Source organism: Blastococcus sp. SYSU D00669 (genome assembly GCF_054050715.1).
This window is the reverse complement of the sequence record NZ_JBJGZV010000067.1, coordinates 1-17,928: the sequence shown is the minus strand read 5'-3', so window position 1 is coordinate 17,928 and position 17,928 is coordinate 1. Positions and strand designations below refer to the sequence as shown.

Sequence of the window (17,928 nt, the reverse complement as noted above, 5' to 3'; positions counted from 1 at the left end):
CGGCGGCATCGGCTTCACCTGGGAGCACCCGATCCACCTGTACTACAAGCGCGCCGTCGCCGACGCCGCGCTGCTCGGCGGCCGCGCCGCCGCGGCCGAGCGGCTCGCCGCCGCCGTCCTCGACTGATCCCCTACGGACGAAGGAGTTCCCATGAGCGACGAGGTGCTGGTCGAGGAGCGGGACGGCGTCCTGGTCGTCTCGCTCAACCGGCCGCAGGCGCGCAACGCGGTCAACGAGGCGCTGGCCACCGCGGTGGCCGAGGCGATGGAGCGGCTCGACGAGAGCCCCGAGCTGCGGGTCGGCGTCATCACCGGCACCGGCGGCACGTTCTGCGCCGGCATGGACCTCAAGGCGTTCGTCAAGGGCGAGCACCCGGTGGTCGAGGGTCGCGGGTTCGCCGGGCTGGTCGAGCGCCCGCCGGCCAAGCCGCTGATCGCCGCGGTCGAGGGCTACGCGCTGGCCGGCGGGTTCGAGATCGTGCTCGCCTGCGACCTGGTGGTCGCCGCCGAGGGCGCCTCGTTCGGCATCCCCGAGGTCAAGCGCAGCCTGGTCGCGGCCGGCGGCGGGCTGCTGCGGCTGCCCCGGCGCATCCCGTACCACCAGGCGATGGAGCTGGCGCTGCTCGGCAACCACGTGCCGGCGCCGCGGATGCACGACTTCGGCCTGGTCAACCGGCTGGTGCCCGACGGCCAGGCGCTGGAGGCGGCGCTGCAGCTGGCCGCCGAGATCGCCGCCAACGGCCCGCTGTCGCTCATCGCCAGCAAGCGGATCGTCGTCGAGTCCAGGGACTGGACCGAGGACGAGGCGTGGGCGAAGCAGGACGCGATCGCCCGCCCCGTCGCGACGTCGGAGGACGCCCGCGAGGGCGCCACCGCGTTCGCCGAGAAGCGCCCGCCCGTCTGGCGCGGCCGCTGATGGCCACTCCCGTCATGAGCGGAGTCCTGCTGGTCGACACCGCCGACCGCGTCGCCACCCTGACGCTCAACCGGCCCGAGTCGCGCAACGCGCTGTCGGCGCAGCTGATCGGCGAGCTGCGCGCGGCGATGGTCGCCCTCGACGCCGACGACGACGTCGACGTGGTGATCCTGACCGGGGCCGACCCGGCGTTCTGCGCCGGGCTGGACCTCAAGCAGCTGGGCAGCTCGGGGGAGAACCTCTCCCTCGACGCCGGCGTCGACGACGGGACGCCGTCCTGGTTCCCGTGGCCGCCGCTGTCCAAGCCGGTCATCGGCGCGGTCAACGGCGTCGCGGTCACCGGCGGTCTCGAGCTGGCGCTCAACTGCGACATCCTCATCGCCTCCGAGCGGGCCCGGTTCGCCGACACCCACGCGCGGGTCGGCGTCCTGCCCGGCTGGGGGCTGTCGGTGCTGCTGCCGCTGGCGGTCGGCCGCGGGCTGGCCCGGCGGATGAGCCTGACCGGCGACTACCTGGCGGCCGAGGACGCGCTGCGGGCCGGCCTGGTCACCGAGGTGGTGCCGCACGAGGAGCTGCTGCCCGCGGCCCGCGCGGTGGCCGCCTCGATCGTCGGCAACGACCGCGCCGCGGTCGGCCGGCTGCTGCGCTCGTACCGCGACATCGAGGCCGCGCTCGTGGGGGAGGGGCCGGCGATCGAGGCGGCCACCTCGCGCGAGTGGGCGGCCGGCTTCGACCCGGCGGAGGTGGAGAGCCGCCGCCGCGGCGTGCTCGACCGCGGCCGCGCCCAGACGAACCGAGGAGACCGCTGATGCTCACCGGAGAGCAGTACAAGGCCACGCTCGACGACGGCCGGGCCACCTACTTCGAGGGCGAGCGGGTCAAGGACCTGCCCGGCCACCCCGTGCTCGGCCAGGTCGTGCAGAACGTGGCCGACGGCTACGACTGGCTGCACGAGCAGGCCGTCGACGGCGTCAACCCGGTCAGCGGCATCCCGCGCACGGCCGAGGAGCTGCGCGCCAAGGTCGAGCTGGTGCACAGCGCCGGGATGATGGCGCACGTCAACTACACCTCGATCATGACGCTGGCCACCGCGGCCGGGCGGCTGGCCGCCGTGCACCCGCAGTACGTCGAGCGGATCGACTCCTTCGTCGAGTCGGCGCAGCACAGCGACATCCGCATCACCCAGTGCATCACCGACGCCAAGGGCGACCGGTCGCTGCCGCCCACCCGGCAGGACGACCCCGACGCGTACGTGCACGTGGTCGAGCGGCTCCCGGACGGCGTGGTGATCCGCGGCGCGAAGCTGCACATCACCGCCGCCTCGTTCGGCCACGAGCTGATGACCATCCCGACCAAGGCGATGAAGGCGGGGGAGGAGGACTACGCGATCGCGGCGATGGTGCCGGTCAACGCGCCCGGCGTGAAGATCATCAACACCACGTACGCGCCCCGGCACCCCGACCCGCGGCACTTCCCGGTCAGCGGGGAGGAGTCGTTCCCCGAGGGCTTCGTCATCTTCGACGACGTCTTCGTGCCGACCGAGCGGATCTTCCTCGACGGCGAGGTGGAGAGCGCCGCGCTGTTCGCCCACTCGCTCGGCCTGTGGGAGCGCCTGGGCGGGCTCACCTCGATGGCCGACGGCGCCGACGTGCTGGTGGGCTTCGCCCAGCTGATCGCCGAGGCCAACGGGCTGGCGCGGATCGCACACGTCAAGGAGAAGATCTCCGAGATGATCATCCACGCCACGGTGGTCCGGGCGTGCCTGGAGGCGGCGCTCACCCACGCCGAGACCGGGGTCTTCGGCGCGGTCTTCCCCAACGAGCTCTACACCAACGCCGGCAAGTACACCGGGGCGGCGAGCTACAACCTCATGGTCCGGCACCTGCACGACATCGCCGGCGCCGCCGTGGTCACCGCCCCGTCCCTCGCCGACCTGGAGAACCCCGAGGTGGGGGAGCTGGCCCGCAAGTACATGTCGACTCGCAAGGACGTCGACGGCGAGTACCGCACCCGCCTGTTCCACACGATCCGCGACCTGACCGCCGACTCGTTCGGCGGCTGGAAGCAGGTCACCAACGTGCAGGCCGGCGGTGGGCTCTACGCCCAGCGGATCGTGACCCGCAAGCACTACGACATGGACGCCGCCAAGCACGCCGCGCTGCGCGTCGCGGGCCTCGCCGAGGACGCGCACGGCCCCAGCCGCGGCATCTGAGAAGGGGCCTCCCTGCCCCCCACCGCTCGCAAGCTCACGGTGGGCCCCTGGAGGAAGGCCGTACACCCGTCGAGATCGTTGGTCTCGCACGTCTTCACCCCCGGAGGCGTGCGGGACCGCCGATCTCGACGTGCCCGCGGCGGGCTCCGACGGCGCGTCCGGGAGGTCCGCGCAGGGCCTTGACAGTGACCGGTGCCACTGCAAAAGTGACAGCGACGTCAAGCTCACTCCGGTGGCGCCGAACCGGCCCACCGCCCCCTCCCAGAGCCCGGCGGATCCGGCGCCCGGGCGCCCCCCACACAGAACGATCGGAGTGCCCTGGTGCTGACGGGACAGGAGTACAAGGACTCGCTCAAGGACGGCCGGAAGGTCTACTTCGCCGGCCGCCTGATCGAGGACTTCGCCATCGAGCCGGCGCTGGCCGTGCCCATGGAGGTGGCGGCCGCCGGCTACGACAAGCACTACTCCGCCGAGCCCGGCGCGGTGAACCCGCTCATCGACGGGCCGCGCAGCCCCGCGGAGCTGCGGGACAAGATCCCGGTGCTGCTCGAGATGGACCTGCTGCTCAACGTCACCTACCAGTCGCTGATGACCCTGCTGGTGGCCGCGCCGCGCATCGAGCCGGTCGCGCCGCAGTACGTCGAGCGGATCCACGCCTACGTCGAGGACGCCAAGCGCCGCGACATCCGCATCACCGAGTGCATCACCGACGCCAAGGGCAACCGCAGCAAGCACCCGGCCGACCAGGACGACCCTGACTCCTACGTGCGGGTGGTCGACCGCGGTCCGGACGGCGTGGTGATCCGCGGGGCGAAGATGCACATCAGCGCCGCCGCGCTCGGCCACGACCTCATGGTCATGCCGACGAAGAACATGAAGCCGGGCGAGGAGGACTGGGCGATCTGCGCCGCCGTCCCGGTCAACGCCCCCGGCGTGCACGTCACCAACACGACGTACCACCCCTACGGCCGCGACGAGCGCGACCACCCGACCAGCGCCCGCGAGAGCGTGCCGGACAGCATGGTCATCTTCGACGACGTCTTCGTGCCGCACGAGCGGGTCTTCCTCGACGGGCAGGCGGCCCAGGCCGCCGTCTTCGCGCACTCGCTCGGCCTGTGGGAGCGGCTCGGCGGGACGGCGTTCATGGTCGAGCAGGCCGACGAGCTGGTGGGCCTGGCGCAGCTGATCGCCGAGGCCAACGGGACGGCCAAGATCAGCCACGTCAGGGAGAAGATCGACCTGATGATGATCCACGCCACGCTCCTGCGGGCGGGCCTGGAGGCGGCGCTGCTGCACGCGCACGCCACGCCGGACGGCTACTACTACCCCGACGACATGTACACCAACGTCACCAAGTTCCAGGGCGCGGCGGAGTTCAGCGTGATGGTCCGCCACCTGCACGACATCGCCGGCGGCGCCGTGCTCACCGCGCCGTCCATGGCCGACTTCGACAACGAGACGCTGCGGCCCTACCTGGACAAGTACATGTCGACCGGGGACGGCGTCAGCGGCGAGTACCGCACCCGGCTGTTCCACGCGATCCGCGACACCACCGCCGACGCCTACGGCGGCTGGCACCACGTGACCAACCTGCAGTCCGGCGGCGGCATGTTCGCCCAGCGCCTGGTCACCCGTCGGCACTACGACATGTCGCGGGCCAAGTCGCTGGCGCTCAAGGCCGCCGGGCTGGCCGGCGACTGACGGCCGGCACCCCACGCACCCAGGGAGTCACCGGTGACCACCCTCATCGAGTTCGCCGCGCTCGGGCTCGGCCTCGGCGCGGTCTACGTCGGCCTCGCGACCGGCCTGCTGCTCGTCTACCGCGCCACCGGCATCATCAACTTCGCGCAGGGCGCGATGGCGATGTGGGGCGCGTACGTCTTCGCCCGCCTGGTCGACGACGGCGAGCTGGTGCTGCCCATCGGCACGCTGTACTTCCCGGAGCCGCCGGGCGTCCTGGTCTCGCTGCTCATCGGCCTGGTCAACGCGTTCCTGCTCGGCGTCCTCGCGCACTACCTGGTCTTCCGGCCGGTGCGCCGGGCGCCCGCGCTGGCCCAGGTGGTCGTCTCGATCGGCCTGATGGTCTCGCTGCAGGCGCTCGCGGTCATCCGCTTCGGCCCGAACAGCCTGCACGTCGAGAGCTTCCTGCCCACCGACGACATCGAGATCGGCGGCGTGGAGCTGCCCATCCGCGAGCTGGCGATGGCCGGGATCATGGTCGCCCTCGCCGCGCTGGTCTGGGCCTACCTGCGGTTCTCGCACAGCGGCCGGGCCACCCGCGCCGCCGCCGAGAACGAGCGCGGTGCGGTCCTCATGGGCTTCTCGGCCGACCGGCTCTCGCTCATCGCGCTGGTGCTCGGCACCCTGGTGAGCACCGTCGGCGTCATGCTCGGCGGCTCGCTGACCGGGCTCTCGCCGACCAACTACACGCTGCTGGTGGTGCCGGCGCTGGCCGTGGTCCTCATCGCGCGGCTGGAGTCGATCTGGCTGGGCGTGGCCGGCGCGCTGGGGCTGGGCATCTTCCAGTCCGAGCTCTCGCTGCTCTCCACCCGCGACTGGTGGCCCACGTGGGCCCAGTCGGGCCTCGACCAGGTCCTGCCGTTCCTGGTGGTCATGGTCATCCTGTTCGTCTTCGGCAAGCGGCTGCCGGCCCGCGGGTCGCTGCAGTCGGTGCGGCTGCCCGACGTGGCCATCCCGCGGTTCGTGCCGTGGAAGGCCGCGGTCCTGGTGCTGGTCGCCGTCCTGGCGCTGGTGCTGCTCAGCCCGACCTACCGGTTCGGCCTGACCACGTCGCTGATCGTGGCGATGCTGGCGCTGTCCTACGTGATCATCACCGGCTACCTGGGGCAGATCTCGCTGGCGCAGTCCGCCTTCGCCGGCGCGGCGGGGTTCACGCTCTCGAAGCTGACCACCGCGTGGGACGTGCCGTTCCCGCTGGCGATCCTGGTCTGCGCCCTGGTGGCGGCGGCGCTGGGCATGCTGGTCGCGCTGCCGGCCTTCCGCATCCGCGGGGTGCAGCTGGCGATCGTCACGATCGCCGCGGCGCTGGCCATCGAGCGGTTCGTCTTCGACAACTACAGCCTCACGCCGGCCACCGGGAACCCGATCGGGCGGCCCACGCTGTTCGGCCTGGACTTCGCCGTCCGCTCCGGGCGCGACCTGTCGCGGCTGACCTTCTCGCTGATGGTGCTGGCCGTCCTGGTGCTGGTCGTGCTGCTGTTCGTCCGGATCGCCCGCGGCGACACCGGCCGCGCGTTCCTGGCCGTGCGGGCCAACGAGCGGGCGGCGGCGTCGGTGGGCATCGACGTCCGGCGCACCAAGCTGATCGGCTTCGGGCTCTCGGCCTTCATCGCCGGCATCGCCGGCTGCCTCATCGGCTACAGCCAGGGGCAGCTGTCGGCGGAGTCGTTCTCGGTGGTGGTCGGCCTCAACGTCCTCGCGGTGGCCTACCTCGGCGGCATCACCTCCTTCGGCGGGGCGATCGTCGCCGGGATCCTGGGCCCGCTGGGGCTGGTCTACACCGCGCTGCACCAGTGGTTCGACCTCGGCAACGCCTACGCGCTGATCACCGGCATCGGCCTGATCCTCACCGCGATCCTCAACCCCTCGGGCATCGCGGGGGAGACCCGCCACCAGGTCGCCTGGGTGGCCGGGAAGCTGCGCGGCTCCCGGAAGGAGCCACCGCCGCCGGAGGAACCGCCGCAGCCGCCGGCCGACGCCCCGTCCACCGTCGAGAACTCGAGGATGGCCACCGGTGTCTGAGACCCGCGCAGAGCTGCGCACCGAGCACCTGACCGTCCGCTACGGCGGTGTGGTCGCCAACTCCGACATCTCGCTGACCGTGGAACCGGGGCAGGTCGTAGGCCTGATCGGTCCCAACGGCGCCGGCAAGACGACCTTCGTCGACGCCGTCACCGGGTTCACCGCCTGCACCGGCGAGGTGTGGCTGGGCGATCAGCGGATCGACCGGCTGGCCCCGCACCGGCGCCGGGAGATCGGCCTGACCCGCACCTGGCAGTCCGGCGAGCTGTTCGGCAACCTCACGGTCGCCGAGAACATCCTGGTCGCGGCCCGGCCCGGCGGGGTGCGCGCCATCTGGCACGACGTCGTCGGACGGCGCAGCGCGAGCAGCCGGGCGGTCGTCGACCGGGCGCTGGCCGCCGTCGGGCTCGAGGGGGTCGCCGGCTCGCTGGCCCGCGACCTGACGCTCGGCCAGCAGAAGCTGGTCGGCGTCGCCCGGGCGCTGGCCGGGCGGTGCGAGCTGCTGCTGCTCGACGAGCCGGCCGCGGGCCTGGACTCCAACGAGAGCCTGGAGTTCGCCGGCCGGGTGCGCAGCATCGCCGAGCAGGGTCCCGGGATCCTGCTCATCGACCACGACATGTCACTGGTCCTCGGCGTCTGCGACGTCGTCTACGTGCTCGAGTTCGGCAAGGTCATCTTCACCGGCCCGCCGGACGCCGCGCGCACCGATCCCGCGGTCGTGGCCGCGTACCTGGGAGTCCCCATGGAGACCGCCGATGTCTGAGCCGCTGCTGCGCGTCGAGTCGCTCACCGCCGGCTACAACCGCGTGCCGGCGATCCGCGACCTGTCCTTCGACCTGGGCCCGGGCGAGGTGATCGCCGTCCTGGGCCCGAACGGGGCGGGCAAGACCACCTCGCTGCTGGCCATGGTCGGGCTGGTGCCGCTGATGTCCGGCTCGGTCACCGCCCTCGGGGCGGCGGTCGACGCCAAGCGGCCGCACAAGCTCGCCCGCCGCGGCGTGCTGCTCGTGCCCGACGACCGCGGGGTCTTCTACGGCCTCACCGTGCGCGACCACTTCCGCCTGGCCGCCAAGAAGGCCGACCCGGGCCGCGAGGAGGCGGTGCTCGACCGGTTCCCCGCCCTGCGCGGCCTGCTCGGCCGCAAGGTGGGCCTGTGCTCGGGCGGTGAGCAGCAGATGCTCACCATCGCCAAGGCGCTGCTGGGCCGGCCGAAGGTGCTGATGATCGACGAGATGAGCCTCGGCCTCGCGCCGAAGATCGTCCAGGAGATGCTGCCCTCGATCCGCGACCTCGCCAAGGACGAGGGGATCGGCGTCGTCCTCGTCGAGCAGCACATCGAGCTGGCGCTGTCGGTGGCCGACCGCGGGATCATCCTCAACCACGGCCGGGTCGTGCTCTCCGGCGGCGCCCGCGACCTGCTGGCCCGCCGCGACCAGGTCGAAGCCGCCTACTTCGGCGCCGACGAGTTCGCCGACACCCAGAACGACGCCGGCGTCCGTGTGGCCTGAGCCGCCGCAGCGGGGGAGCACCGCGGTCGGCGGGGTGCCGGTCGCCTGGGAGCGCTGGCCGCGTGCGGGCGCGCTCCCGGTCGTGCTCGTCCACGGCACCTCGGCGCACGCCGGGTGGTGGCACTCGACGGTGCCGGGGCTGGGCGACGGCTACGACGTGGTCGCCGTCGACCTGTCCGGGCACGGGGACAGCGGCCGCCGCGAGGCGTACTCGATGGCGGGCTGGGCCGAGGAGGTGCTCGCCGTCGTCGCGGAGGTGTGCGGGGGACGGGCGCTGGTGGTCGGGCACAGCATCGGCGGGCTGGTGGCCGCCGGCGCCGCCGCCCGCGACCCGGCGGCGGTCGCCGGGCTGGTGCTCGTCGACTCGATCGTCGTGCCGCCCCCGCGGCCGGCCGAGGTCGCCGTCCGCAGCCGGACCGTGCGCGTCTACCCGTCGGTGGCCGCCGCCGTCGAGCGGTTCCGGGTGGAGCCGCCGCAGCCGGTGGGCGCCCCGGCCGTCCTCGGGTACGTGGCGGCGCGGTCGGTGCGGGAGGTGCCCGGCGGGTACGCCTGGAAGGTCGACGGCCGGATCTGGGACGTCGTCGCCAGCCCCGACGGGCTGACCGACGACCTGCCCGGCGTGACCTGCCCGGCGGTGGTCGTCCGGGGGGAGCGCAGCTCGCTGGTCGCCGACGACGCCGGCGCCGTCCTGGAGGCCCTGTGGCGCCGGCCGGTGCCCCAGTACACGGTGCCGCGCGCCCACCACCACGTGATGCTCGACGAGCCGGACGCGTTCGCCGCCTGCCTGCGCACCGCCCTGGACGACCTCGCCCCGCGGCTGACCGGTGCCCTCCGGACCGCCGCCGTCCACCCCGTCCCCTGACGCCGCGCCGCCCGGCGCGCCGGATACGGCCTTCCGGACGGGTCTGCCTCTTGACATGAACGTCACTTCTGGCCAAGCTGCCGACTGTGACGTCAACCACAGGTTGATCACGCCCTCGCCCGAGGCTCGAAGGAGAGTCCACATGAAGCGATCGACGGCCATCACCGCCGGCGCAGCCCTGCTGCTCCTGGCCTCGGCCTGCAGCAAGCCAGAGGAGGACGCCGACACCACCGGCGGTCTGTCCGGCGACCCGGTCGTCCTGGGCGTCCAGTCCCTCGACACCGGCCCGGTGGCGTACCCGCAGAACACCTACGGGGCCGAGGCCGCCGAGTGGTACATCAACAACGAGCTGGGCGGCATCGACGGCCGGCCGGTCGAGCTGGACATCTGCTCCGGCGACGGCACGCCGGAGACCGGCGTCGCGTGCGCCAACCACTTCGTCACCGAGGACATCCCGGTCGTCTTCGACGCCTACGACGGCACCAGCGTCGGCGCGATGGTGCCGATCCTGTCGGAGGCCGGGATCCCGATCGTCGGCACGCTGGCCGGCCAGGGCGTGGCCGAGTCGGCACCGTACGGCACCGCGTACTACTTCTCGGGGCCGCTGGAGACCAGCGCGCTGGGCATGGTCACCGCGCTGGACAACGCCGGCGCCTCCACCGCCGCGCTGGCGGTCACCGACGCGCCGTCGTCCCACGGCTACGTCGACAACCTGGTCAAGCCGCTGGGCGAGCAGCTCGGGGTCGAGGTCAACGGCGTGTACACCACCGTCGACAACCTGAACTACCAGGTGCTGGCGCAGACCGAGCTGGCCAGCGACCCCGACGTCGCCGGCATCATCGCGCTGCCCGAGGAGGCCTGCACCGGCCTCATCCAGGCCCTCAAGCAGGCCGGCTTCGAGGGCACGACCTTCATGGGCTCGTGCTCGCAGTTCATCGACGAGCTCGGCGGCGAGGCCGAGGGCGCGATCGTGCAGCCGCGGCTGTGGGTGCCGCTCTCCTACGACAACGCCCCGGCCGAGGTCCAGGAGGAGCTCGACGCGTTCTCCAACGCGATGGAGCAGGTCGGCTACGAGGACGAGCTGTCAGCGCGGTCGCTGTACTCCTTCGCCGGCCTGGTGAACCTGGCGAACATCCTCAACGACCTCGACGGCGAGATCACCGCCGAGTCGGTGAACACCGCGATGCAGGCCGTGGCCGACTTCAAGACCTTCCTCGGCCCGGAGGTCACCTGCGACGGCGAGCAGTGGCCGGGGCGCCCCGGCGCCTGCAGCCACGAGGCGATCTTCTTCCAGGTGCAGGACGACGGCACCCTCGCCCCGGTGGACGAGGACGGCTTCATCGAGCTCGACACCTCGGTGGCCGAGCGCGCCATCAGCGGCTGACCCGCCCGCTCCCGGGGCCGGGCCGACCGGCCCCGGGAGCGGCCCCCCTTCCACGACCCACAGGAGCGGTTCTCGTGTCGACGACCTGGCCGATCGGTCACCTCTTCACCCACGCCGCCCGGCGCTGGCCGGACGCCCCCTGCTGGATCTCGGTCGACGGCCGGTCCCGGTCCTTCCGGGAGGTGAACGAGCGGATCAACCGGATCTGCGACGCGCTCACCGCCCGCGGGGTCGGCAAGGGCACGCGGATCGCGCTGCTGGACACCGACTCCTTCGCCTACGCCGAGCTGCTCGGCGCCTGCTTCAAGCTCGGCGCCACCTACGTGCCGGTGAACTACCGGCTGGCCGAGTTCGAGATCGAGAACATCCTCGGCCGCGCCGAGCCGGCCTGGTTCTTCGTCGGCGAGCGCTACCTCGAGACCGCCCGCTCGGTGGTCAAGACGTTGCCGGGGGAGTGCGAGCTGTGGTCTCTCGACGGCTGCCTCGACGACGACGTCGAGCGCCTGGTCGCCGAGGGCCGCGACGTCGAGCCGCAGGTGTCGGTCGAGGACGACGACGTCCTCGGGATCATGTTCACCAGCGGGACGACGGGGCTGCCCAAGGGCGTGGTCCAGTCGCACCGGATGCTCAAGACGATGATCTGGATGGGCGGGGAGACCCGGCCCCGGCCGGGGGCCGTCCGCTACACCGCCTCGCCGATCTTCCACATCGCCGGCTGGGTGATCGTCTTCGTGCAGGCCGCCCACGGCGCCGCCTCGCTGATCCACCCGCAGTTCGAGCCCGAGGTGGCGGCCGAGGCGATCTCGTCGGGCCTGCTCACCGGCTGCTTCCTCGTGCCCACGATGATCCAGCAGGTGCTCGAGGTCGACGGCGGGCCGGGCGAGGCCGAGCGGCTGGACACCCTGCAGTACGGCTCGGCGCCGATGCCGCCCAGCCTGCTGCGCCGGGCTCTGCAGCGCTGGCCCGCCGTCGAGTTCTGGAACCTGTTCGGCGCCGGCACCGAGTCGGGCCTGCAGACGCTGCTGCGGCCCGACGACCACCGGCGGGCGCTGGCGGGGGAGGAGCACCTGCTCGGCTCGGTGGGCCAGCCGATCCTCGGCGTCGACCTGCGGATCATCGACGACGCCGGCCGCGAGTGCCCGCCGGGCGTCGTCGGCAACATCGCCGCGCGGACCGACTGCGTCATGGACGGCTACCTCGGCATGCCGGAGCTGACCACGACAGCGCTGCACGACGGCTACTTCTGGGGCGGCGACCGCGGCTACCTCGACGAGGACGGCTACCTGTACCTCGGCGGCCGCAGCCGGGACATGATCGTGCGCGGCGGCGAGAACATCTACGTCGCCGAGGTGGAGATCGTGCTCACCGACGTCCCCGGCGTCGCCGACGCGGCTGTGGTGGGCCGGCCCGACGAGAAGTGGGGCGAGGTCGTCGTCGCCTTCGTCGAGCACCGGGACGCCGAGGCGCCGACGCCCGAGCAGCTCGAGGCGCACTGCCGGGCGCGGCTGGCCGGCTACAAGGTGCCCGTCGAGTACCACGTGCTCGAGCGGCTCCCGCGCAACCCGACGGGCAAGGTCCGCAAGAACGAGCTGCTGGCCCTCACCGACGGCTGACGCCCGCGCGGCTCGACCCTCGCCGCCGCCCCCTGAGCAGCATCCCGACGGCCGTCTCCCCGCGATCATGGAGTTCGGGGAGCGGCACGCCGCCGTCGGACGGCGTGCCGCTCCCCGAACTCCATGATCGTCCCCAGACGGCGGACGGCGGGCGGTCAGCGGGCGGCGCGGGCCTCGGCGGCGGCGAGGATGCGCGCGACGGCGCCGCCGGGCTCGGTGAAGGCGGCGCCCTCGGGGTGGGCGGCGAGCTCGTCGACCACGGCCGCGACACCGTCGTCGTCCGCGGGGAGCTCGCGCAGCTCCGACTCCACCACCTGGACCCGGGCGACGTGGCCGGCGCCCACCTCGAGCACCAGACCGCTCTGCCGGCAGCGCGCCGAGCACAGGTGCGCGACCAGCGGGGAGATCAGCTCCGGGGAGAGGCCGGCCAGCGCGGCGGGCGGCATGAGCGGCTCGGTCATCCGGGTGGCCGCGACGGGGGCGATGGCGTTGACGAGCACGCCGCGGCGGGCGCCCTCCTGCGCGAGCGTGGCGGCCAGTCCGACCAGGCCCATCTTGGCCGCGGCGTAGTTCGCCTGCCCGAAGTTGCCGTACAGGCCGCTGGCCGAGCTGGTCAGCACCACGCGCCCGCTGCCGGAGTCGACCAGCGCCGGCCAGGCCGCGGCGGCGCAGTAGGCGGCGCCGGAGAGGTGCACCCGCAGCACGGCGTCGAAGTCCTCGACGGTCATCTTCGCGAAGCTGCGGTCGCGCAGGATGCCGGCGTTGGCCACCAGCGCGTCCAGCCGGCCGAACTCGGCGAGCGCGGCGTCCACGGCGGCGCGCGCGCCGTCCGGGGTGGCGACGTCGGCCGCGACGGCGACCGCCGTCCCCCCGGCCCGGCGCACGTGGTCGGCGACCGCCTCGGCGGCCGACGGGTCGCCGCCGCTGCCGTCGAGCGCGCCGCCGGTGTCGTCGACGACGACGGCGGCCCCGCGGGCGGCGAGCGCCAGCACGTGGCTGCGGCCGAGCCCGCGCGCCCCGCCGGTGACCAGGACGACGCGGCCGGCGAGGTCGCCGCTCACCGGACGACCGCCGGCGCGGGCAGCCCCAGCGCGCGCGTCCAGACCAGGGTCAGCGTCTCCAGCAGCGCCTCCTCCTCGAACTCCCGGCCCAGGTTCAGCCACACCCAGCAGGTGTGGTCGACCATCGAGCCGAGCACCTCCGAGGCCAGGTCGGGGTCGAGCGCCGGGTCGGCGAGGCCCTGGGTCTGCTGCAGGCGGATGCCGCGCGCCGTCCGGTCGACGAACGCCTCGCGGACCGACAGCCGCAGCCCGGCCACCTCCGGCGTCGACTGGCCCAGCTGCGCGATGACCACGATCAGCCGCGCCTCCTTGCGGTAGGCGGCGACGAAGCGGCGCATCGCCTGGTGCACCTGCTCGAAGACGGTCTCCGGGCGCGGCCCGGACGGCTTCATCGCGGCGATCATCCGGGTGGCCACGTCGGCGGCCACGGCCTGGAAGACGGCCTCCTTGCTGTCGAAGTAGGTGTAGAAGGTGCCCTGGCTGACGCCGGCCTCGTCGGCGATGTCGGCGACCCGCGCGTCGAGGAAGCCCTGCCGCTCGAAGACCCGCCGGGCGGCGGCGAGCAGCTCGGCCTTGCGGGCGTGCCCCCGGTCGGTCTGCGGCCCGGCGTCGCGCCGCAACTGCTGCTCGGGGCCGACGGCGCTGCCGCGCACCGGGACGCGGGTCATGCCAGCCACACGATCGTGTCCTCGGCGACGCAGGCCGGCCGGTCGCTGCCCTCGACCTCCACGGTCACGGCGAACGTCGCCTTCGTGCCGCCGTCGACCGGGGCGGTGCGCAGCACCCGCGCGCGCCCGCGGATCCGGCTGCCGACGGGCACCGGGGCGGTGAACCGGACCTTCTCGAAGCCGTAGTGCAGCCCGTAGCGGGCGTCGACCGAGACCAGCTGGCCGACGAACACCGGCACCAGCGACAGGGTGAGCATCCCGTGCGCGATCGTGCCGCCGAACGGTCCGGTGGCCGCGCGCTCGGGGTCGACGTGGATCCACTGGTGGTCGTGGGTGGTGCGGGCGAAGTCGTCGACCTGCGCCTGGGTCACCTGCGACCAGTCGGTGGCGCCGAGGTCCTCGCCCTCGGCGGCGCGCAGCGCCACCACGTCGTCGAAGGTCCGCACGGGCTGCCTCCCCGGGTCGGCCGGGCCGCCCGGCGCACTGATAGTGATGTCGATGTCAAGTATGCGGCACGCGCGGGCGCCGGAGAAGGCCGAGGAGCACCGCGCCAGCCGCGGCCGCCGCGGCGGCGACCGCCAGCCCCGGCAGGTAGCTGCCGCCGGCGGCCCGGGCGGCGCCCACCGCGACCGGGCCGAAGGCCATGCCGGCGGTCACGCCGAGGTTGGAGGCGGCGAGCACCCGCCCGTAGTGGCGGGGCTCGGCGCGCTCGGCGACCAGCAGCGGGTGCAGCACCTGCATGTTGCCCATGGCCACGCCGAACGCCGCTGCGCAGCCCAGCACCGCCGGCGTCGAGGGGGCCACCGCCGCGCCGAGCGTCGCCAGCGCCTGCAGCGTCAGCAGCCCCACCGCCGACCGGGCCAGGCCGATGCGGTCCAGCGCCCAGGAGCCGACCAGCCGCCCGGCCAGGCTGGCCAGCGCCGCGGCGCTCACCGTGGCGGCCGCCGTCCCCGTGCCCAGCCGCTCGGTGACGGCGTTGAACAGGTGCGCGAGGGTGCCGACCTGGCCGAGCATGCCCAGCATCAGCGCGCCGGTGACCGCCCAGAACCACCCGGTGCGCAGGACGTCCCGCACGGTGCCGCCGTCCGCGGCCGGTCCAGGCTCCAGGCGGACGGCGTCGCCGTCCGGACCCGTGCCCCGCGACGCCGGGTCGGGCCGGACGACGGCGAGCACGACGGGGACGACGCCGAGCACGTAGCCGGCGGCCAGCCACGGGGCCGCGCCCTCGACGCCGACCGCCTGGACCAGCGCGGCGACCGGTGGGGTGAGGACGGCGCCGCCGAGCGGCAGGCCGAGGAAGACCAGGGAGAGCGCGAGCGTGCGCCGGCGGACGAACCAGCGGGTGACCAGCGTGCTGGCCGGGATGGTGGCCGACGCGGCGAAGCCGATCCCCAGCGCGGCGTAGGCGAGCAGCAGCTGGGCCGGCGTCCGGACCGAGCCCAGCGCGAGCAGCGCGCCGCCGGCGAGCAGCGCCCCGGTCGTCATGACCCAGCGGACGTCGACCCGCTCCAGCAGCGCCGCCACCCCGACGCCGGCGACCCCGCTGACCAGGAGGAAGGCGCTGGTCGCCCACGACACCGCGGCGAGGGAGAAGCCGTCGTCGGTGAGCGCCTCGAGGTAGACGGAGACGCCGTAGAAGGAGATGCCGACCGAGATCGACAGCGCCAGCCCGAGCGCGGCGACGACCGCCCAGCCGTAGAACGGCGCCCGCCGGGCCGCCGCCTGCGCCTCGGCGGGCGGCCGCGTCACCGGGGGGAGGGCCACCGCGGTGGGTTCAGGCCGGCACGCGGGTGAGGTAGCGCCCGGCCAGGCCGCCGAGGAGCTGCTCGAACTCGGCCATCGTGCGGCCGATGATCTCGGCGACCGGGAGGATCTCGTCGATCCGGCCGGCGACCTGGCCCAGCTGCTGGAGGGAGGCGCCGAGGTCGCCGCCGTCGTAGGTCTCGCGCACCCGCAGCAGCAGCGGCACGGGGTCGACCGAGGTGTCGCCCTCGACGGTGGCCACCAGGTCGGTGCGCAGCACCCGCATGGGTTTGCGGTTGTGCCGGTTGAGCAGCACCGTGTCGGTCTCGGTCGCCTGGAGGACGGCGTCCTTGACGTTGCCGTGGACCGCGGACTCGGCCGAGGCGAGCATCCGGGTGCCCATCTGCGCACCCTCGGCGCCGAGCGCGAAGGCGGCCAGCAGCGAGGCGCCGTCGACGATGCCGCCCGCGGCGACCACCGGGACGTCGAGCTCGCGGGTGACCATGGGCAGCAGCACCATCGAGGCCACCTCGTGCGGGCTCTTGAACCCGGCGCCCTCCACGCCCTCGACGACCAGCCCGTCGACGCCGGCGTCCACGGCCTTGCGGGCCGCGTGCAGCGTGGGGACGACGTGGAAGACGGTCAGGCCCGCGTCCTTGAGCAGCGGCGTGTACTTCTCCGGCGAGCCGGCCGACGTCGTCACGAACCGGATGCCGGCGTCGACGACGGCGTCGATCACCGCGGGGTCCTTGGCGAAGGCGAGCGGGATGTTCACCCCGATCGGCCGGTCGGTCAGGTCCTGCGTGCGGGCGATGTCCGCGCGCACCTGGTCGACGGTCAGCGACCCGGGGACCAGTCCCATGCCCCCGGCCTCGGAGACCGCCGCCACCAGTTCGGGGCGGGCGACCCACCCCATCGGCGCCGAGAAGATGGGGACGTCGATTCCCAGCATTCGAGTGACACGCGTGTCACATTTCATGGCCGCACGGTACCGCTGGACGGTCGGATGGGAAGGGTGACCCAGCTCACACGAGGCTGCCGTGCTCACCCGTTCGGAGGCGGTGGGCGTCCGCGCACCCTCGGGGACGATGCCGTCCCGTTACCATTCCTCACGGTCTCGGTAGCGTCCCCGGCCTGATCCGGCCGGGAAGCCGGCTCGCGCGGGCGCGACGTGCGCGATCATGGCGAGTGCGGGGCGACGGCGGACGTCGCCAGGAGGGAGGGCGGACCGTGTCCGGACCTCGATCGGGTGCCGCGCCGAGCGCCGGCCAGCAGGAGCGCCGGGAGACCGGCCCGCTCACCGGCAAGGGCCAGGCGCGCAAGGCCGCGCTGCTCGACGCCGCCATGCGGGTGTTCGAGCGCAACGGCTTCCTCGACACCCGGGTCGCCGACATCGTGGCCGAGGCCAAGGTCGCGCAGGGCACCTTCTACACGTACTTCGACTCGAAGGACGCCATCTTCAAGGCGGTCGCCACCCGGGTGGTCGGCGAACTGCTGGTCGGCCTGCACGCCGACGGGCCCACGGGCTCGACCCCGTACGAGCGCGCCTACCACGCGATGGAGCGCTTCGTGGACGCCTACAAGCCGCGCGCGCGGATCATCGCGCTGATCGAGCAGGTGGGCACGTTCACCCCGGAGCTCAAGCGGCTGCGGCTGCAGGTGCGCGAGGCGTTCGTCGACCGCGCCGCCCGCGGCATCGCCCACCAGCAGGAGCAGGGCATCGCCGACCGCTCGCTCGACCCCGTGCTCACCGCCGAGGTGCTCGGGGCGATGGTCGACCACGTCTGCTACGTGTGGCTGAACCTCGGCAAGGACTTCGACCGCGACGCCCTGCTGCACATGCTCACGCTCGTCTGGACGCGGGCCATCGGCGCCGAGGTGCCGGAGGAGGCCCACGCCCGGCTGAGCGCGGCGGCCACCAGCGCCTGAGCGGCGTCAGCGAGGGGCGTGGCGCATCCGGCTCGCGGACGGTACCGTCCGGCCGTCGAGAGGATGTGACGATGACGTCAACTGCATCGCCGTCACCGGCCGCGGCGGCCGCCGACGTGGCCCGCCTGGTCGTCGGGGTGCTCGGGGGGACCGGGCCGCAGGGCCGGGGGCTGGCGGTGCGGCTGGCCGCGGCCGGGCAGCGGGTGCTGCTCGGGTCCCGGGACGCCGACCGGTGCGCGGTGATCGCCGCGGAGGTCGCCGAGCGGGCCC

17 protein-coding genes are annotated in these 17,928 nt (G+C 73.7%); 12 read left to right on the top strand and 5 right to left on the bottom strand.

Annotated elements, in window-relative coordinates:
- The first annotated feature begins 151 nt into the window (after positions 1-151).
- From ACI8AF_RS26700 to ACI8AF_RS26655, 10 genes are all read left to right on the top strand, one after another.
- Positions 152-916, top strand: a complete 765-nt coding sequence (locus ACI8AF_RS26700) for a crotonase/enoyl-CoA hydratase family protein (RefSeq protein WP_456542813.1) — start codon at positions 152-154, stop codon at positions 914-916.
- A 14-nt stretch (positions 917-930) separates the two neighbouring features.
- Positions 931-1,725 (top strand): enoyl-CoA hydratase, encoded by a 795-nt coding sequence (locus ACI8AF_RS26695; protein ID WP_456542812.1) that lies wholly within the window; start codon positions 931-933, stop codon positions 1,723-1,725.
- Positions 1,725-3,128, top strand: a complete 1,404-nt coding sequence (locus ACI8AF_RS26690) for a 4-hydroxyphenylacetate 3-hydroxylase N-terminal domain-containing protein (RefSeq protein WP_456542811.1) — start codon at positions 1,725-1,727, stop codon at positions 3,126-3,128. The genes ACI8AF_RS26695 and ACI8AF_RS26690 overlap by 1 nt, the downstream gene beginning before the upstream one ends.
- A 321-nt stretch (positions 3,129-3,449) precedes the next feature.
- A complete protein-coding gene (locus ACI8AF_RS26685; protein ID WP_456542810.1) occupies positions 3,450-4,829 on the top strand; it encodes a 4-hydroxyphenylacetate 3-hydroxylase N-terminal domain-containing protein in 1,380 nt (459 codons plus the stop codon).
- Between the two features lie 33 nt (positions 4,830-4,862).
- Complete coding sequence (locus ACI8AF_RS26680; protein ID WP_456542809.1) at positions 4,863-6,890, top strand: ABC transporter permease; 2,028 nt, start codon at positions 4,863-4,865, stop codon at positions 6,888-6,890.
- A complete protein-coding gene (locus ACI8AF_RS26675) occupies positions 6,883-7,653 on the top strand; it encodes an ABC transporter ATP-binding protein (RefSeq protein ID WP_456542808.1) in 771 nt (256 codons plus the stop codon). The genes ACI8AF_RS26680 and ACI8AF_RS26675 overlap by 8 nt, the downstream gene beginning before the upstream one ends.
- Complete coding sequence (locus ACI8AF_RS26670) at positions 7,646-8,398, top strand: ABC transporter ATP-binding protein (RefSeq protein ID WP_456542807.1); 753 nt, start codon at positions 7,646-7,648, stop codon at positions 8,396-8,398. The genes ACI8AF_RS26675 and ACI8AF_RS26670 overlap by 8 nt, the downstream gene beginning before the upstream one ends.
- A gap of 34 nt (positions 8,399-8,432) precedes the next feature.
- Positions 8,433-9,260 (top strand): alpha/beta fold hydrolase, encoded by an 828-nt coding sequence (locus ACI8AF_RS26665; RefSeq protein ID WP_456542806.1) that lies wholly within the window; start codon positions 8,433-8,435, stop codon positions 9,258-9,260.
- A gap of 142 nt (positions 9,261-9,402) precedes the next feature.
- On the top strand, positions 9,403-10,644 hold the full coding sequence (locus tag ACI8AF_RS26660; RefSeq protein ID WP_456542805.1) for an ABC transporter substrate-binding protein: 1,242 nt from the start codon (positions 9,403-9,405) through the stop codon (positions 10,642-10,644).
- A 74-nt stretch (positions 10,645-10,718) separates the two neighbouring features.
- Positions 10,719-12,257: a class I adenylate-forming enzyme family protein gene (locus tag ACI8AF_RS26655; protein ID WP_456542804.1), complete on the top strand. Its 1,539-nt coding sequence runs from the start codon at positions 10,719-10,721 to the stop codon at positions 12,255-12,257.
- Between the two features lie 155 nt (positions 12,258-12,412).
- Here the strand turns inward: ACI8AF_RS26655 and ACI8AF_RS26650 are convergent, their stop codons facing one another.
- The 5 genes from ACI8AF_RS26650 to ACI8AF_RS26630 are packed head-to-tail and all read right to left on the bottom strand — an operon-like array spanning position 12,413 to position 16,708.
- Entirely contained in the window at positions 12,413-13,318 is a 906-nt protein-coding gene (locus ACI8AF_RS26650; RefSeq protein WP_456542803.1) for an SDR family NAD(P)-dependent oxidoreductase, read from the bottom strand.
- Complete coding sequence (locus tag ACI8AF_RS26645; RefSeq protein WP_456542802.1) at positions 13,315-13,986, bottom strand: TetR/AcrR family transcriptional regulator; 672 nt, start codon at positions 13,984-13,986, stop codon at positions 13,315-13,317. Before ACI8AF_RS26645 ends, ACI8AF_RS26650 begins: the two co-directional genes overlap by 4 nt.
- Complete coding sequence (locus tag ACI8AF_RS26640) at positions 13,983-14,432, bottom strand: MaoC family dehydratase (protein ID WP_456542801.1); 450 nt, start codon at positions 14,430-14,432, stop codon at positions 13,983-13,985. The genes ACI8AF_RS26645 and ACI8AF_RS26640 overlap by 4 nt, the downstream gene beginning before the upstream one ends.
- Positions 14,433-14,487: 55 nt before the next feature.
- On the bottom strand, positions 14,488-15,735 hold the full coding sequence (locus ACI8AF_RS26635) for an MFS transporter (protein ID WP_456542800.1): 1,248 nt from the start codon (positions 15,733-15,735) through the stop codon (positions 14,488-14,490).
- 25 nt (positions 15,736-15,760) lie between these two features.
- Positions 15,761-16,708, bottom strand: a complete 948-nt coding sequence (locus ACI8AF_RS26630; protein ID WP_456542799.1) for an NAD(P)H-dependent flavin oxidoreductase — start codon at positions 16,706-16,708, stop codon at positions 15,761-15,763.
- Between the two features lie 251 nt (positions 16,709-16,959).
- Here ACI8AF_RS26630 and ACI8AF_RS26625 point away from each other — a divergent pair, with 251 nt between their 5' ends.
- Entirely contained in the window at positions 16,960-17,658 is a 699-nt protein-coding gene (locus ACI8AF_RS26625) for a TetR/AcrR family transcriptional regulator (protein WP_456542798.1), read from the top strand.
- 71 nt (positions 17,659-17,729) lie between these two features.
- Positions 17,730-17,928: NAD(P)-binding domain-containing protein (locus tag ACI8AF_RS26620; RefSeq protein WP_456542797.1), on the top strand; the 199-nt coding region annotated here is incomplete at its 3' end.